The organism is Cytobacillus sp. ABV4_503 (genome assembly GCF_056158445.1).
This window is the reverse complement of record NZ_JBSWTH010000001.1, coordinates 3,398,778-3,413,884: the sequence shown is the minus strand read 5'-3', so window position 1 is coordinate 3,413,884 and position 15,107 is coordinate 3,398,778. Positions and strand designations below refer to the sequence as shown.

The following is a 15,107-nucleotide window of genomic DNA, read 5'->3' as shown; positions in this document are numbered from 1 at the left end:
TATGCACTGATGCAGACTTATTATGTTAAAATAAAGCTGAATGAACCTGGGGAAGAAGCGGCCAGGGGTACAGGAGGAACTATGAGCAAACGTATATCAATTGCAATTGACGGCCCAGCTGCTGCAGGGAAAAGTACAGTAGCAAAGATTGTGGCAGAAAAATTATCTTACATATATATTGATACTGGTGCCATGTATCGTGCCTTGACTTATAAAGCGATTCAGAAGAATGCAAGTCTTGAAGATGAAGCTTCTCTTATGGAGATTCTAAACAATACAGGTATTGAACTGCAGCCTGGCGAAAAAGGGCAATTAATTTATCTGGACGGCCAGGATGTGACAAATGAAATCAGGACTTCTGAAGTGACAAATTCTGTTTCTATAGTTTCCATGCATAAGCTGGTTAGAGAAGAAATGGTACTGCGCCAGCAAAGCTTTGCCTTAAATGGAGGAGTGGTAATGGATGGCCGGGATATCGGAACCCATGTCCTGCCCCATGCAGAAGTAAAGATTTTCCTTTTAGCCTCTGTCGATGAAAGAGCTGTAAGGCGACATAATGAAAATATCCAGAAGGGATATCCATCTGATCTTGAAAAGCTTAAGGAAGAAATTTCCTTAAGGGACAAATTGGACTCTGAGCGTGAAGTAGCTCCCTTAAAGAAAGCAGAGGATGCAAAAGAGATTGATACAACTTCTTTGTCAATTGGACAGGTAGTCAATAAGATAATGGATCTGGCTATTGAAAGGATTGGTACAAAGTGAATCTCTATTCTTTTGCCAAAGCAGCAGTCTATGGAGTTCTAAAACCCATATACAGATTTGAAGTAATTGGTAAGGAGAACTTTCCTGCTGAAGGGGGCGTCCTTTTATGCTCCAATCATATAGATAATCTTGATCCTCCGGTGGTCGGCATTAATGCCCCAAGGCCAGTTTATTTTATGGCTAAAGAAGAGCTATTTAATGTCCCGGTTCTGGGGAAAATTCTTCCCGATCTAAACGCATTTCCTGTCAAGAGAGGAATGAGTGACAGGGAGGCATTAAGAAAAGGGCTTGGAATCTTAAAAGAAGGAAATGTTTTAGGGCTGTTTCCAGAGGGTACTAGAAGTAAAACGGGGCAGCTGGGGAAAGGACTGGCAGGTGCAGGTTTTTTTGCTCTCAGGTCAGAAGCGCATGTCGTTCCCTGCGCCATTATTGGACCCTATAAGGCTTTTTCAAAATTAAAAGTTGTTTACGGTAAACCAATTGATATGAAAGAGCTAAGGGAAAGAAAGGCTTCGGCGGAGGAAACCACCGAATTGATTATGTCAGAAATAGGTAAATTAATTGAAGATTATTCATAAACCTTCTTGCTTGACAAAAATCTTCTTTTGTAAGAAGTTAGTAAAAAGGCATTTTTTAAAAAGGCGAAAATATTCGAAAAATTAGGCTGTCCTTTACTTTGAACTTCTAGGAATGTCTAACTCATCGCCTACCCCCTCGAGGTCACAAGCTTGTCTTGTTTCGGCACCTAGGGACTCGGGGTCATAAGCCGTTTCCTTTCAGAAGGAAAAACGCCTTCTTACAGGAACCGTCTTATGCCTGTCGTCCCTGGGCAGTCGCCTCCACATTTCGGTCAATCCGCCCAAAAAGGCAAAGGACGCCTTTCTGTGAGGCCCGTCTTGTGCTTGTCGGGGGTGGGCAAGGCGCTTGCGCTTTTCTTATGAGGGCAGAAAGAGACATTCAACAGCAGTTGAAAAATAGCCTGCAAAATAAATAGCCATTCGAGTATTTCTGCTGCTGACACAGGGTTCTTGCCTGGATGGCAGGCAGTTGAATACAGATTAAAAATTTGAAAGCAGCCATTGGATTAAGGAGGAATACATATGTCAGAGGAAATGAATCAAGTAGAAGTTAAAAATTTTGAGGTGGGTGACAAGGTAAAAGGCCAAGTTACCAAAGTGGAAGAAAAGCAAGTCATTGTTGACCTTGCTGACAGTAAATTGGATGGGATTATCCCAATCAGCGAGCTTTCAAGCCTTCATATTGAAAAAGCAGGCGATGCGGTTTCAGAAGGAGATGAGCTCGAGCTTGAAGTTTTAAAAGTGGAGGAAGATGCCCTTATTCTTTCTAAAAGAAAAGTTGATGCCGGTAAATCATGGGAAACTCTCGAAAAGAAATTTAATGAGGGTGAAGTTTTTGAAGCAGAAATAAAAGATGTTGTAAAAGGCGGCTTAGTAGTAGACTTGGGTGTGCGCGGATTTGTTCCTGCTTCCCTGGTTGAAGCTCACTTTGTTGAGGACTTTACTGATTATAAAGGCAAAACGATGACATTTAAAATTGTAGAGCTTGATAAAGATAAAAATCGCCTCATTCTTTCTCACCGTGCTGTAATAGAGGAAGAAAAAGGAAAACAAAAACACCAGGTGCTTGAATCCCTTCAGGCAGGTCAGGTTTTGGATGGAACAGTTCAAAGAATTACTGACTTTGGAGCATTTGTTGATATCGGCGGGATTGATGGTCTTGTCCATATTTCCCAGCTTTCTTATGAGCATGTAGAGAAGCCTTCAGATGTTGTGGAAGAAGGCCAAAAAGTGAAAGTGAAAGTATTAAGTGTAGACCGGGACAATGAACGCATCTCACTTTCCATTAAGGAGACATTGCCAGGGCCTTGGGATAATATCAGTGAAAAGGCTCCTAAAGGAAGCACTCTCGATGGAACAGTAAAAAGACTTGTTTCTTATGGAGCATTTGTGGAAGTTTTCCCAGGTGTAGAAGGACTTGTCCATATTTCTCAAATTGCGCATAAGCATATTGGGACTCCTCATGAAGTATTGAGCGAAGGACAGGAAGTAAAAGTAAAGGTTCTTGATGTGAACGAACAGGACCAGCGCCTGTCATTGAGCATCAAAGATCTTCTTGAAAAGGAACAGGAAGAAGTGACTGACTATGAACTTCCTGAAGAAAATAAAGGCTTCTCACTTGGTGATATGATTGGCGACCAGCTAAAGAATTTAAAAAAGTAATGGTGATAAATTTTGTCTAGATCAAAACGTAAATGGGATCATATCCAGCATGCTTTGGCAACGGGCCAAAACAGCAATACCGGATTAGAGGATATTGCATTTATTCATCAAAGTCTTCCTGATGCGTTTCTTGATCAGGCTGATTTAGGCACTTCAATTGGCGGACTTACATTAAGTTCGCCAATTTTTATAAATGCCATGACAGGGGGCGGAGGAGAAAGAACGGTTCAAATTAACCGGGATCTCGCCCTGGCTGCCAGATCAACAGGTCTTGCTATGGCAGTTGGATCTCAAATGTCTGCCCTGAAGGATCCAAGTGAAGCAGAATCCTACAGGGTTGTCAGGAGAGAAAACCCCAGTGGAATTATCTTCGGCAATTTAGGCAGCGAAGCTACAATCGATCAGGCAAAAGCAGCGGTTGATATGATTGAAGCAGATGCATTGCAAATTCATTTAAATGTAGTCCAGGAATTGACCATGCCTGAAGGTGACCGTGATTTTCGGGGTGCCTTAAAAAGAATTGAAAATATCGTTTCTCATTCTGAAGTTCCAGTAGTTGTAAAAGAAGTGGGATTTGGCATAAATAAAGAAACAGTTGCAATGCTTGCATCAACCGGTGTTACAGCAATTGATATTGGCGGATTTGGCGGAACGAATTTCTCCCGCATAGAAAATGCCAGAAGAGAGAGACTGTTGTCGTTTTTTAATGAGTGGGGAATCCCGACAGCTGTCTCCATTGCAGAAGCTGCATCTTTGGAAAATAATATTGAAGTCATAGCTTCCGGGGGCATCCGAACAAGTCATGAAATAGCTAAGGCAATTGCTCTTGGGGCAGGAGCTGCAGGGATGGCGGGATACTTTTTAAAGGTTCTGATGAAAGAAGGACTTGAAGCACTCATTGAAGAGATTAACAATATGCATACTGAATTAAAAGTGATCATGACTGCCCTTGGTGCAGCAAACATCACCCAGCTTCAGCAGGCTCCAATTATAATAACCGAAAAAACCCATCATTGGCTGAATGAACGTGGCATTGATACAAAAGCCTATTCTCAGCGAATAATCCAAAAATAAAGCTCCCGTCAATTGACGGGAGCTTTATTTTTGGATATTAACCTTTAACTGTATTTTGAATCATTCAAAGATCTGGCTTCTTCGGGGCTCTGCATCTTGGCAGCTCCAGGATAATGAAGTGCCTGGTCGCGATCGGATTCCACTTTTCCGCTGTTCTTCAGCTTTTTTTCCTGTCTGTCTTTACCCATAATAAACACCTCCATGTTATTAAGATGAAGTGAGTGTAAAGGAATTATGCAAAAAGATAGCTGTGATTCAAAAGGAATAATCCTTTTGAACTTGCAGGGTTATTTTTAATACGAAAAAGCCATAATGGAAATGATAGGAGGTAGAGGATGGAAGGATTAATTTTCTATTGGATTTCCTGGATGGTTTGGATTATGGCAACTTTTTTTCTGGATCGAAATAATAAATACAGGTTTCTATTGTCTGCCTGGATTTTAATCTTCATTATGCTGTCACCCTGGACATTTAAAATCTTCAATGTTGAAACTGGTATTGGTGGCCTTTTTCTGATTGTATCTTTATATATTTTTGCCGGGAGATTAAAAAAACTGAGTAAACTTTATTTCTTTTTTTGCACTTTCATCCTGATGATGGCCTATGTCATATTTCATCTGTTTGAACTGTTTGATCCGGTTTGGGTAATGTTCTCCCGGAATTGGATGCTGTCAATCCTTCTCGTTTATATGGCTGTTCTCCTGCAAAAAAACAGAATGCTCAGACTGCCGCTAATATTGCTGGGTGGCATCCAGGGTGAAGTTCTATATGCGCTCATTCTTAAACAATTTTCCTTTCCTTACACTATTGGATCATTGGCCTTTCTGGATATCATGGCAATCTCTGTTTCCATATCGGCCGTATGGATTACAGTGCAATGGGCGGTTAAATTTATTGAAACCAACTTTAAACATTTCGAAAGGGAGAAACAAAAATTATCATGAGCGAATATACGTACCCGATACTTTTTGGTCTGGCAGTTGGAACTTTGACCCGTATTTATATGCTTCGGACCGACTACCGGCAATATCCTACATACTTACATGGAAAGATTATACACGTTGCATTGGGATTCATTGCTGCCGGCCTGGGAACGGTGGCCATTCCTTCAATAATGGAGGAAGAATTCACAGCTATTACGTTTCTGACCCTTGCTGCATCCCAGTTTAGGGAAGTCAGAAACATGGAAAGAAACACGCTTACTGAACTGGACAGCTACGAAATGGTTCCGAGAGGCAAAACGTATATAGAAGGTGTAGCGATCGCCTTCGAGAGCAGAAATTATCTTGTGATTTTCACATCTTTATTAAGCACGCTTGGCTATCTGGTATTTAATATATGGGGAGGGCTTGCGGCAGCCCTTCTGGCCGTACTTATTTCCAAAAAATTAATGTCAGGGGGAAGGCTGAAGGAAATTGTTGAAGTTGAGTTTGTGGAACCGCGTTTTGATGGAGCGGGCTTGTATGTGGATAATATTTATATCATGAATATAGGTTTGCCCGAAAGACAAGAGGAAGTGCTGCGATATGGGATGGGATTTATTTTAAAACCTAAAAATTTCAATGCCCGCTCCACCATAGCCAATCTTGGGCAGAGGCAGGCTATTTTGCATGATGTTTCTACTGCTTTGGGTGTTTACCGGGATTCCGGGACTCCTGCGCTTGTTCCGCTTGCGAAAAGGGACCTGGATGATGGGCGTGTAGGAGTTTTCGTATTGCCGCAGGAAAAGAATATTAATAAAGCGATAAAAGTCATCGAAGCGGTTCCGACACTCGAAAATGCGATTAGGATGCCTACTGAACGGCAAACGAATGGGAAAGGAAGTTAGCGTATGGTGCTTGAAAAATTCATACTGGCTGCAATTACAACAAATCCATCCAAGATACCATCAGGTACCGCCGTGTTTCATTGTGAAGATAAAAAAGAAATGGAAATCATCGCAGCCAATCTTGAAGCAATTCTTGATGGTATTGCCCATGCATTAACAGAAGAACTATATGTAATTGTTAAGCATTAATGTAGCTTCCAAGTTTTAATAAAACAGAAATTATATTTTTGAACTTCGATACCTGTCTAGCTCCAGGCGCCATCGGCTCGAGGTCATAAGCTTGTCTAGTTTCGGCTCCTAGGGACTCGAGGTCATAAGCCGTTCCCTTCCAGAAGGAAAAACCACCTTCTTACAGGGACCGTCTTATGCTTGTCGTCCCTGGGCAGTCGCCTCAACATTTCTTCCAATCAGTCCAAAAGGTTAAAGAACAACCTTTCAGCCGGCTCGTCTTATGCTTGAGGCCCACAGGATGTGGGTCATGCAGACGTTGCCACAGGACGTGGCGTTTTTAGTCTGCGTGCCTTCATTAAGCGGGCGCCTTCCGCTTTTCCTATTGCTAGGAAGGTTTCTCTTTGTTAAAATATCTAAGTTAGGCCCTTCTATCTTTGAGAAGGGTTTATTTTATAAATGTACAGCTGTTTGGATGGTTTTAACATCAATGTAGTGTTATTGTGGACAGCCATCTGTATGCTTACCAAGGTAAAGGCATTTCTGGAACATAAATGGGATGTTGAAACATTTTAGAATAAAGAATTGAAAGGGTGATGTTCATGGCAAAACCAGTGGTGGCTATTGTCGGGCGTCCTAACGTTGGAAAATCAACGATATTTAACAGAATTGTAGGAGAACGGATATCCATTGTCGAAGATATTCCGGGAGTGACAAGGGACAGGATTTATAGTTCGGCAGAATGGCTGACTCATGATTTCAATATTATTGACACAGGCGGAATTGATATTGGGGACGAGCCATTTTTAGAGCAAATTCGCCTTCAGGCAGAAATTGCGATAGATGAAGCAGATGTCATCATTTTTCTTGTAAACGGGCGAGAGGGTGTTACCTCTGCAGACGAGGAAGTTGCCAAAATTTTATATAAAGCCAAAAAACCTGTAGTTCTTGGTGTAAATAAAATCGATAACCCTGAGATGCGGGATCTAATTTATGATTTTTATGCACTTGGTTTTGGTGAACCATTTCCTATTTCAGGTTCTCATGGGCTTGGTCTTGGAGACTTGCTTGATGAAGCAGCCAAGCATTTCCCGAAACATGGCCAAACTGAATATGGAGAAGACGTCATCAAGTTTTCATTAATTGGGCGCCCGAATGTCGGGAAATCCTCTCTTGTAAATGCAATGCTTGGCGAAGAACGGGTCATTGTCAGCAATATAGCAGGCACCACGAGAGATGCTATCGACTCGAAGGTGAAGGTTGACGGTCAGGAATATGTCATCATCGATACTGCAGGAATGCGAAAAAAAGGGAAAGTCTATGAAACAACAGAAAAATACAGTGTACTGAGAGCTTTGCGGGCAATCGAACGTTCCGATGTTGTCTTAGTGGTCATCGATGGGGAAGAAGGAATCATTGAGCAGGACAAGCGTATTGCCGGTTATGCTCATGAAGCAGGCAGAGCCGTTGTTATTGTTGTCAATAAGTGGGATGCTGTTGAAAAAGATGAGAGAACAATGAAGGCTTTTGAACAAAATATTCGTGAGCATTTTCAATTCCTTGATTATGCACCAGTTGTTTTCCTTTCTGCTAAAACGAAAAAACGTATTCATACTCTCATCCCAATGATTAACACAGCAAGTGAAAATCATGCTCTGCGTGTTGAAACTAGCGTCCTCAATGATGTCGTCATGGATGCTGTCGCGATGAATCCTACACCTACAGATAAAGGAAGACGCCTAAGAATTTATTATACAACACAGGTTGCTGTGAAGCCGCCGACATTTGTTGTGTTTGTTAATGATCCTGAACTTCTTCATTTTTCATATGAACGTTTCCTGGAAAACAGAATTAGAGACGCTTTTGGCTTTGAAGGCACACCTATTAAGATATTTGCTAGGGAAAGAAAATAATTATGATGACGCCAGCCAGAAATCTTTATTGTTGTCTGGCAGGCAGAATCGTATGAATTTTTGATGCATCCAAATACGTTAAAAGGCAGTGATCAAATGGAGCGGAAAAAAGAAAGTGTAGCTGTAGCAGGTGCCGGCAGCTGGGGTACTGCCCTGGCGATGGTGCTTGCGGATAATGGGCATGATGTCAGACTGTGGGGCCATAATCCTGATCAAATAGAGGAAATCAATAAGCAGCATATGAATCAAAAATATTTATCAGGGATACATCTGCCTGAAGGAATAAGAGGATACACGTCGCTTGAAGAGGCTTTAACCGGAACAGACACTTTGATTTTGGCGGTCCCGACAAAGGCCATTCGTGAAGTAATAGGGAAGATCAAGGGAATTAGAAAAGAGCCTCTTACCATAGTGCATGTAAGTAAAGGCATTGAACCAGACTCACTTCTCCGGATCTCTGAAATGATTGAAGAAGAAATGCCCGGAAATCTTCTGGATAGTGTAGTGGTACTCTCTGGTCCAAGCCATGCAGAAGAAGTTAGTCTGCGGCATCCAACTACTGTTACGGTATCATCAAAAAATATGGACTCCGCCGAAAAAATTCAGGATTTGTTTATCAATAACAATTTCAGAGTATATACAAACCCGGATATCATTGGAGTGGAGATTGGAGGGGCTTTAAAAAATATCATTGCCCTTGCAGCTGGAATTACAGATGGCTTAGGTTATGGAGACAATGCCAAGGCAGCCCTGATAACCAGAGGTCTTGCTGAAATTGCCCGACTCGGAATGAAGATGGGAGCAAGCCCGCTTACTTTCTCCGGATTAGCGGGAATCGGTGATTTGATCGTTACATGCACGTCTGTCCATTCACGCAATTGGAGGGCAGGCAACCTTCTTGGAAAGGGACATAATCTCCAGGAGGTCCTTGACAATATGGGCATGGTCGTAGAAGGAGTCAGGACAACAAAGGCGGCACATCAGCTGGCTCAAAAATATAACGTAAAAATGCCAATTACCACTGTTCTGTATGATGTTCTGTTTAATAATGTCAATGCGAAGGATGCTGTTGATCTTCTGATGGCAAGGGGAAAAACACATGAGATGGAAGATCTTGCGAACGTTTTGGAAGATCAAAGCGGGAATAAAAAGAACTGAAATGTTTATTAATTGAAAAATATAGGCATTAGATGATGCGAGACAGCAGGTTCCTGCATACAATGCAACGAAGCAAACTAGTGTAATGAACAGGGTGCTGGGTTATTTAGTCAAATGGCTGAGGTAAAGAATTGCCCCTTCTTTGCCTCAGTTTTTTTTGTGCTTAATTTTTTTCGCAATGAAAAGCTTTTAGATTTATTCATTTAATATGTTATAATACATCTCGGAAAAGGGAGTTGATTTGTATGTCGCCGGCTTTAATGAAAATGTGGATATCCCTAGCATCAATGGGATTTATGTTTTTATCAATAATATTAATATATCTTAGCCGCTACAAGCTGAAAGCTGGAGTTTTTAAGGTTATAACAGCCATTGTTGCCTACTTTTTAATGATAATAAGCGGGATTATTATAGTGATTGTCGTGTTCAGCGGTCCGACAAGCAGCTAGCACTTTTACATAAAGGGTTGATTAAATGAAAAAAGCTTTTAACATGTTTTTGCTTTTGTTGAGTGGAGCTTTAATTCTGACGGGGTGTATGTATCCTGAAGAGAAATTATCGCAAAATCAGATAGCCTACAAGGATCAGCTCCAGTCTGTCCAGTCGGCAGTGGACCAATATCGGGAAGCAAATAATGGCCTTCTGCCGATTAAAACCAAGGATCAGACAACCCCTATCTATCAAAAGTATCCAATTGACTTTAAGAAAATTGCCCCGGAATATATGGCAGAGCCGCCTGGGAATGCCTTTGAATCAGGCGGAGTTTTTCAATATGTGATCGTTGATGCAGAATCAGATCCGAAAGTGAAGATTTTTGATTTAAGAATTGCTGAAACCATCAGGGATATTAACCTTAGGGTTAAAGCACATGGGTTCCCGCCTTATAAAGAGCAGATTGCTGAAAATGTCTTTACAATGGATTTCAAAAAATTAGGATTTAAGGAAGAACCTAAAGCCCTCAGTCCATACAGCGGCCAGAGCCTCCCGTATGTCGTTACCGGCAATGCAGAGGTATATGTGGATTATCGGGCTGATTTATATCAGGCATTGGAAAATAAGGAAAACAAGCCTGAATCTGGAGAAGATATTAGAGATCTTCTTGTGGAGGATTCTGATTTTGTTCCCGCCTATTCTCTGCCATATACAATTGATCCCGGCACGAATGATCCAATCTTTTTGGTGAAATAGTCATAACCCTTCTCCTGCAAAATATATTGTAGGAGAAGGGTTATTTTTTTATATACTTTTATAACCACTCTTCAACTATTGACTATAAGCATAAAGGCAAAGAAATAAAGAAGTAAGGGGAGTTAGTAAATAAAAAAGGAAATCTGGAGTGGCCAGCTGTCCATTTCAGACTGTCATAGGATTGCCGATTTCCAGCCGGGCTGGCAGGTGCAGTGCACATTCCTGATAGGGGGGTAAAAATTTAAAAAAACTGTCATAACAATGTAGGACAACATCATACACATATAATGTCCAAACATAATAGATAGGATAATATTATCCCATTAACTCAAGATTTCAGGAGGGGATCACTTGGAAAAGGTTGATATTTTTAAAGATATTGCCGAAAGAACTGGCGGCGATATATATTTTGGAGTAGTTGGCGCAGTTCGCACAGGCAAATCTACATTTATAAAAAAGTTTATGGAACTGGTTGTACTGCCAAATATGGAGAATGAAGCTGAACGTGCCCGCACACAGGATGAGCTTCCTCAAAGTGCTGCCGGCAAAACAATTATGACAACAGAACCGAAATTTGTCCCTAACCAGGCTGCTACAGTACATGTTGCAGAAGGGCTGAATGTAAATATCAGGCTCGTGGACTGTGTGGGATATACAGTACCTGGGGCGAAGGGCTATGAGGATGAAAACGGCCCGAGAATGATCAATACACCTTGGTATGAAGAGCCGATTCCTTTTCATGAAGCTGCTGAAATAGGAACAAGAAAGGTGATTCAGGAGCATTCGACTATCGGAGTGGTGATTACAACTGACGGAACAATTGGAGAAATCCCTAGGGCGAATTATCTGGAAGCCGAAGAACGGGTTATTGAAGAGTTAAAGGAAGTTGGCAAGCCGTTTATCATGATCATTAACAGTGTCCAGCCACACCATCCAAATACGGATGCACTGAGAAATGATCTTGCTGAAAAATATGATATCCCTGTCCTGGCCATGAGTGTTGAGGGCATGAGGGAATCAGATGTATTAAATGTTATGCGTGAAGCTCTTTATGAGTTCCCGGTACTGGAAGTCAATGTAAACCTTCCGAGCTGGGTAATGGTGCTGCATGAAGATCACTGGCTTCGTGAAAGCTATCAGGACGCTGTTAAAGAAACGGTTAAGGATATTAAGAGGCTAAGAGATGTTGACCGTGTGGTCCATCAATTCAGCGACTTTGAATTCATTGACCGGGCAGGCCTTGCAGGAATTGAAATGGGGCAGGGAGTAGCCGAAATTGACTTATATGCGCCAGACGATCTTTACGATGAGGTCCTTAAAGAGATAGTCGGTGTTGAAATCCGCGGAAAAGACCACTTGCTCGAGCTGATGCAGGAATTTGCCCATGCTAAAGCAGAGTATGACCAAATTTCCGATGCACTGAGAATGGTGAAGCAAACCGGCTACGGCATTGCTGCTCCTTCGCTTGCTGATATGAGCCTGGATGAACCGGAGATTACACGCCATGGATCCCGCTTTGGTGTAAGACTAAAAGCAGTTGCTCCATCTATTCATATGATTAAAGTAGATGTGGAATCTGAATTCTCACCTATTATCGGGACAGAAAAGCAAAGTGAAGAACTTGTCCGCTATCTAATGCAGGACTTTGAAGACGATCCGCTTTCAATCTGGAACTCCGACATCTTTGGACGCAGCCTAAGCTCCATCGTAAGAGAAGGAATTCAGGCCAAACTCTCCCTAATGCCTGAAAATGCAAGATACAAACTGAAAGAAACATTAGAAAGAATCATCAACGAAGGCTCTGGCGGATTAATTGCGATAATCCTTTAATGAAGGCTCCTTTTGGAGTCTTTTTTTACGTTTATCCTAATTTAAAGGAAACGTTTGAAAAATTCACTGCTTAATTTGGAATTGATTTTTTAAAATAGTGTTTTAAAAAGCGCCGTAAGGGTAATAAAAACAGGTCAGCTTATTACAAATATGTTGCAAAGAAGAAAAGATTCCCATTAAATCATGAAATATTCTTGATAACAGCATTTGATTGTGATAATCTTTTAACAGAATTACTGTTATGGCGTCCGAAACCCTTATATTTAAAGGGTTTATAATGATTTTTGGATTGAAAAATTTCAATTTATCATTTATTATAGGGCTTGTTAAACAAAAAAACGCCATAACGTATAGAATTCAGTAATTTTGTTTACAAATGTATGTAAGGAATCTTATTTTACTGGGTTTTATCCATATTTGGGAGGAGGTGAAAGGCATGAACAAAACAGAACTAATTAACGCAGTTGCTGAAGCTGGCGAACTTTCTAAAAAAGACGCGACTAAAGCAGTTGATGCTGTTTTCGATACAATCCTTGATGCTTTGAAAAATGGTGATAAGGTACAACTAATCGGTTTCGGAAACTTTGAAGTTCGCGAGCGTGCTGCCCGTAAAGGACGCAACCCGCAAACTGGCGAAGAAATCGAAATCGCTGCAAGCAAAGTTCCTGCTTTCAAACCAGGTAAAGCGCTTAAAGATGCAGTTAAATAATCTACATACAAGTGCTTAAAGCTTATGCTTGAGCTAAAAACCGCGAATATTCGCGGTTTTTTCTTTTTTATCCGATCTGAAATCGCGCTGACCACAGGGGAAACGGCGGTTTATTAATATTAGTGAAAGACACGGAAGTTTCGTTTTGCCTGAATGAAAGGGTTATGCTAATATGAACATATTATTACCACAGTGTTAATACATAGGAGGCATAATTATGGCAGAAGTAAATCGTGCCCAGATAGAAGATGCGGTGCGTTTAATATTAGAGGCAATCGGTGAAGACCCGAATCGCGAGGGACTTCTTGATACGCCAAAGCGGGTCGCAAAAATGTATGAAGAAGTTTTTATGGGGCTTAACCAGGATCCTAAAGAATACTTTGAAACAGTATTTGGCGAAGATCATGAAGAACTTGTTTTAGTTAAAGATATTCCATTTTACTCTATGTGTGAACATCACCTTGTGCCTTTCTTTGGTGTTGCTCATGTAGCTTACATCCCGAGGGGCGGCAGAGTAACAGGTTTAAGCAAACTTGCCAGAGCTGTGGAGGCAGTTGCAAAGCGTCCTCAGCTTCAGGAACGCATCACATCTACTGTAGCAAATTCCATCCTGGAAAAGCTTGAGCCCCATGGTGTAATGGTCATTGTAGAAGCGGAACATATGTGTATGACAATGCGAGGTGTTAAAAAACCTGGTTCAAAAACGGTGACATCAGCAGTAAGAGGCGTTTTTGCAGAGGATGCAAGAGCACGGGCTGAAGTCCTTTCGCTGATTAAACAATAAAAATTAGAGCTCTGTTAATGGTGAGTTCAGGCTATAAATAGGTCAAAGGCTGAAAGATAAAACTTTTAGCCTTTTTTTGTAAGTAATTATGAATGAACATTATTTAGCAAAGGATGGTATGGATGGAAAAGAAAAGTCCATCAGGACATGATTATATTGTGATAAAAGCCAAAGAAGACGGTGTTAATGTCATAGGGTTAACAAGAGGCTCTGATACAAGATTCCACCATTCAGAAAAACTTGACCAGGGTGAAGTAATGATTGCTCAGTTTACCGAGCATACGTCTGCGATTAAAATCCGGGGAAATGCAAGAATAATGACAAGCTGCGGGGAAATAGAAAGTGAAGGAAAGAAATAGCTTTCCCTTTGATTAGAAGGATAGGATATTTTCACAGGAGATTGTCCTGACATGTTCCTGTAATTTATGATATAATTGTCTCTGCTTGATTATTTCTCTTGAATACAAGATACCGGGTAAAAGGTTTTTTTTTGCCCGTTTTACATTTAATAGTAATCAATGATTTGGCTAAAAATAGATAAGATGAATAAGACAATATGTGCCCGTTCTCTTTGTCGCAGTATTCACATTGAGAAATCGCGGCTATGGAAAAAAGAAAACTAAGGGGAAACAAGGGTGATGGCATGCATGATGTGAAGATTAAATTAGCAGATGTTAAAGAACAGATTGAGAAAAAAGTTAACCACCCTTATCTGCTCAGATATATTGATTCTCCTGTTATTGATGAAGACAAGCTTCTGCTTCTAATCTCTTTCCTGGATGATGTGGAAATACCTGACTCAAAAGCAGAAAAATATGCAGTAACTGCAATGCTTATCCAAATCGCCCTTGATACCCATGAACTTGTTAAGAACGATGAATCTGAAGACAAAGGTCTTAAACACAGACAGCTTACTGTCCTTGCAGGTGTTTATTACAGCGGTTTATATTATAAGATTCTCGCAGCTTTTGATGATATCCGAATGATCAGGGCCTTCGCAGATGGGATAAAAGATGTAAATGAGCATAAAATTTCGCTATATCAGAAGTCTCCTGATGCAGTTGACAGCCTGATGAATTCAGTCAAAAAAGTTGAGGCGTCACTTTTTGAAAAACTGGCTGATGCATTCAGCAAGGCAGCTTGGAAAGAGGTAATATCGAATCTTTTATTCATAAAGCGCCTGATTGCAGAAAAGCAGCAGTTCATGAAGGAAGGCACCTCAGTTGTCTTTGAAGCCCTTAAAAAACTGACTTTCCCAAAAGTGAAAGACATGTCTGCGGAGCAGCGGAGATATCTGATTCTCATTTGTGACAGATATATTGATTTTTCAAGGAATTTGGTTGATCAATCCCTAAGGAAATTCCCTCTTGCAAATGAATTATTAGAGCAGCGTATTCACTGCATTTTCAATAATAGTCAGTCTGTGGCTAAAACTTTTGTGGAAGAAGGATAA

General features: G+C 40.9%; 17 protein-coding genes. 16 read left to right on the top strand and 1 reads right to left on the bottom strand.

What is annotated here, in order from left to right:
• The first annotated feature begins 81 nt into the window (after positions 1-81).
• The 4 genes from cmk to fni all read left to right on the top strand — a co-directional run bounded on the left by cmk (position 82) and on the right by fni (position 4,076).
• Positions 82-762, top strand: a complete 681-nt coding sequence (cmk, locus tag ACXAD1_RS17140) for a (d)CMP kinase (RefSeq protein ID WP_206838237.1) — start codon at positions 82-84, stop codon at positions 760-762.
• A complete protein-coding gene (locus ACXAD1_RS17135; RefSeq protein WP_206838235.1) occupies positions 759-1,340 on the top strand; it encodes a lysophospholipid acyltransferase family protein in 582 nt (193 codons plus the stop codon). Before cmk ends, ACXAD1_RS17135 begins: the two co-directional genes overlap by 4 nt.
• Positions 1,341-1,862: 522 nt before the next feature.
• Positions 1,863-3,002: a 30S ribosomal protein S1 gene (rpsA, locus tag ACXAD1_RS17130; RefSeq protein WP_370224033.1), complete on the top strand. Its 1,140-nt coding sequence runs from the start codon at positions 1,863-1,865 to the stop codon at positions 3,000-3,002.
• 12 nt (positions 3,003-3,014) lie between these two features.
• The gene (gene fni, locus ACXAD1_RS17125; RefSeq protein ID WP_474910654.1) at positions 3,015-4,076 is read left to right on the top strand and encodes a type 2 isopentenyl-diphosphate Delta-isomerase; all 1,062 of its coding nucleotides are present in this window, start codon (positions 3,015-3,017) and stop codon (positions 4,074-4,076) included.
• Between the two features lie 44 nt (positions 4,077-4,120).
• Here fni and ACXAD1_RS17120 read toward each other — a convergent pair whose 3' ends face one another.
• On the bottom strand, positions 4,121-4,264 hold the full coding sequence (locus ACXAD1_RS17120; RefSeq protein ID WP_113884518.1) for a YpzI family protein: 144 nt from the start codon (positions 4,262-4,264) through the stop codon (positions 4,121-4,123).
• Between the two features lie 147 nt (positions 4,265-4,411).
• Between ACXAD1_RS17120 and ACXAD1_RS17115 the strand changes: the two genes are divergently transcribed.
• The 12 genes from ACXAD1_RS17115 (at position 4,412) to ACXAD1_RS17060 (ending at position 15,107) form a co-directional block, all read left to right on the top strand.
• Positions 4,412-5,020, top strand: a complete 609-nt coding sequence (locus tag ACXAD1_RS17115; RefSeq protein WP_206838227.1) for a YphA family membrane protein — start codon at positions 4,412-4,414, stop codon at positions 5,018-5,020.
• Positions 5,017-5,904, top strand: coding sequence for a YIEGIA family protein (locus ACXAD1_RS17110; RefSeq protein WP_474910653.1), 888 nt, complete (start codon positions 5,017-5,019; stop codon positions 5,902-5,904). Before ACXAD1_RS17115 ends, ACXAD1_RS17110 begins: the two co-directional genes overlap by 4 nt.
• Positions 5,905-5,907: 3 nt before the next feature.
• Positions 5,908-6,093, top strand: coding sequence for a capping complex subunit for YIEGIA (locus ACXAD1_RS17105; protein WP_113884521.1), 186 nt, complete (start codon positions 5,908-5,910; stop codon positions 6,091-6,093).
• A 581-nt stretch (positions 6,094-6,674) separates the two neighbouring features.
• The gene (gene der, locus ACXAD1_RS17100; protein WP_221878210.1) at positions 6,675-7,985 is read left to right on the top strand and encodes a ribosome biogenesis GTPase Der; all 1,311 of its coding nucleotides are present in this window, start codon (positions 6,675-6,677) and stop codon (positions 7,983-7,985) included.
• 96 nt (positions 7,986-8,081) lie between these two features.
• Entirely contained in the window at positions 8,082-9,143 is a 1,062-nt protein-coding gene (locus ACXAD1_RS17095) for an NAD(P)H-dependent glycerol-3-phosphate dehydrogenase (protein ID WP_206838221.1), read from the top strand.
• 245 nt (positions 9,144-9,388) lie between these two features.
• Positions 9,389-9,592, top strand: a complete 204-nt coding sequence (locus ACXAD1_RS17090; RefSeq protein WP_035330135.1) for a DUF2768 domain-containing protein — start codon at positions 9,389-9,391, stop codon at positions 9,590-9,592.
• A 25-nt stretch (positions 9,593-9,617) separates the two neighbouring features.
• Positions 9,618-10,331, top strand: a complete 714-nt coding sequence (locus ACXAD1_RS17085; protein WP_206838219.1) for a hypothetical protein — start codon at positions 9,618-9,620, stop codon at positions 10,329-10,331.
• Between the two features lie 351 nt (positions 10,332-10,682).
• Positions 10,683-12,161 carry a stage IV sporulation protein A gene (spoIVA, locus tag ACXAD1_RS17080; RefSeq protein ID WP_474910652.1) on the top strand — a complete coding sequence of 493 codons (1,479 nt, stop codon included), beginning with the start codon at positions 10,683-10,685 and terminating at the stop codon, positions 12,159-12,161.
• A 436-nt stretch (positions 12,162-12,597) separates the two neighbouring features.
• The gene (gene hbs / locus ACXAD1_RS17075; protein WP_009332755.1) at positions 12,598-12,870 is read left to right on the top strand and encodes a non-specific DNA-binding protein Hbs; all 273 of its coding nucleotides are present in this window, start codon (positions 12,598-12,600) and stop codon (positions 12,868-12,870) included.
• 217 nt (positions 12,871-13,087) lie between these two features.
• Positions 13,088-13,654 carry a GTP cyclohydrolase I FolE gene (gene folE, locus ACXAD1_RS17070; RefSeq protein WP_206838218.1) on the top strand — a complete coding sequence of 189 codons (567 nt, stop codon included), beginning with the start codon at positions 13,088-13,090 and terminating at the stop codon, positions 13,652-13,654.
• Between the two features lie 122 nt (positions 13,655-13,776).
• A complete protein-coding gene (gene mtrB / locus ACXAD1_RS17065) occupies positions 13,777-14,013 on the top strand; it encodes a trp RNA-binding attenuation protein MtrB (protein WP_206838215.1) in 237 nt (78 codons plus the stop codon).
• A 245-nt stretch (positions 14,014-14,258) separates the two neighbouring features.
• A complete protein-coding gene (locus ACXAD1_RS17060) occupies positions 14,259-15,107 on the top strand; it encodes a heptaprenyl diphosphate synthase component 1 (protein ID WP_243504623.1) in 849 nt (282 codons plus the stop codon).

What these genes read in the sequence shown, in the direction of transcription:
- cmk (WP_206838237.1), top strand. Translation starts at nt 82, where the DNA reads ATGAGCAAACGTATATCAATTGCAATTGACGGCCCAGCTGCTGCAGGG.
- rpsA (WP_370224033.1), top strand. Translation starts at nt 1,863, where the DNA reads ATGTCAGAGGAAATGAATCAAGTAGAAGTTAAAAATTTTGAGGTGGGT.
- ACXAD1_RS17120 (WP_113884518.1), bottom strand. Translation starts at nt 4,264, where the DNA reads ATGGGTAAAGACAGACAGGAAAAAAAGCTGAAGAACAGCGGAAAAGTG.
- ACXAD1_RS17115 (WP_206838227.1), top strand. Translation starts at nt 4,412, where the DNA reads ATGGAAGGATTAATTTTCTATTGGATTTCCTGGATGGTTTGGATTATG.
- ACXAD1_RS17110 (WP_474910653.1), top strand. Translation starts at nt 5,017, where the DNA reads ATGAGCGAATATACGTACCCGATACTTTTTGGTCTGGCAGTTGGAACT.
- ACXAD1_RS17105 (WP_113884521.1), top strand. Translation starts at nt 5,908, where the DNA reads ATGGTGCTTGAAAAATTCATACTGGCTGCAATTACAACAAATCCATCC.
- der (WP_221878210.1), top strand. Translation starts at nt 6,675, where the DNA reads ATGGCAAAACCAGTGGTGGCTATTGTCGGGCGTCCTAACGTTGGAAAA.
- ACXAD1_RS17095 (WP_206838221.1), top strand. Translation starts at nt 8,082, where the DNA reads ATGGAGCGGAAAAAAGAAAGTGTAGCTGTAGCAGGTGCCGGCAGCTGG.
- ACXAD1_RS17090 (WP_035330135.1), top strand. Translation starts at nt 9,389, where the DNA reads ATGTCGCCGGCTTTAATGAAAATGTGGATATCCCTAGCATCAATGGGA.
- ACXAD1_RS17085 (WP_206838219.1), top strand. Translation starts at nt 9,618, where the DNA reads ATGAAAAAAGCTTTTAACATGTTTTTGCTTTTGTTGAGTGGAGCTTTA.
- hbs (WP_009332755.1), top strand. Translation starts at nt 12,598, where the DNA reads ATGAACAAAACAGAACTAATTAACGCAGTTGCTGAAGCTGGCGAACTT.
- folE (WP_206838218.1), top strand. Translation starts at nt 13,088, where the DNA reads ATGGCAGAAGTAAATCGTGCCCAGATAGAAGATGCGGTGCGTTTAATA.
- mtrB (WP_206838215.1), top strand. Translation starts at nt 13,777, where the DNA reads ATGGAAAAGAAAAGTCCATCAGGACATGATTATATTGTGATAAAAGCC.
- ACXAD1_RS17060 (WP_243504623.1), top strand. Translation starts at nt 14,259, where the DNA reads ATGGAAAAAAGAAAACTAAGGGGAAACAAGGGTGATGGCATGCATGAT.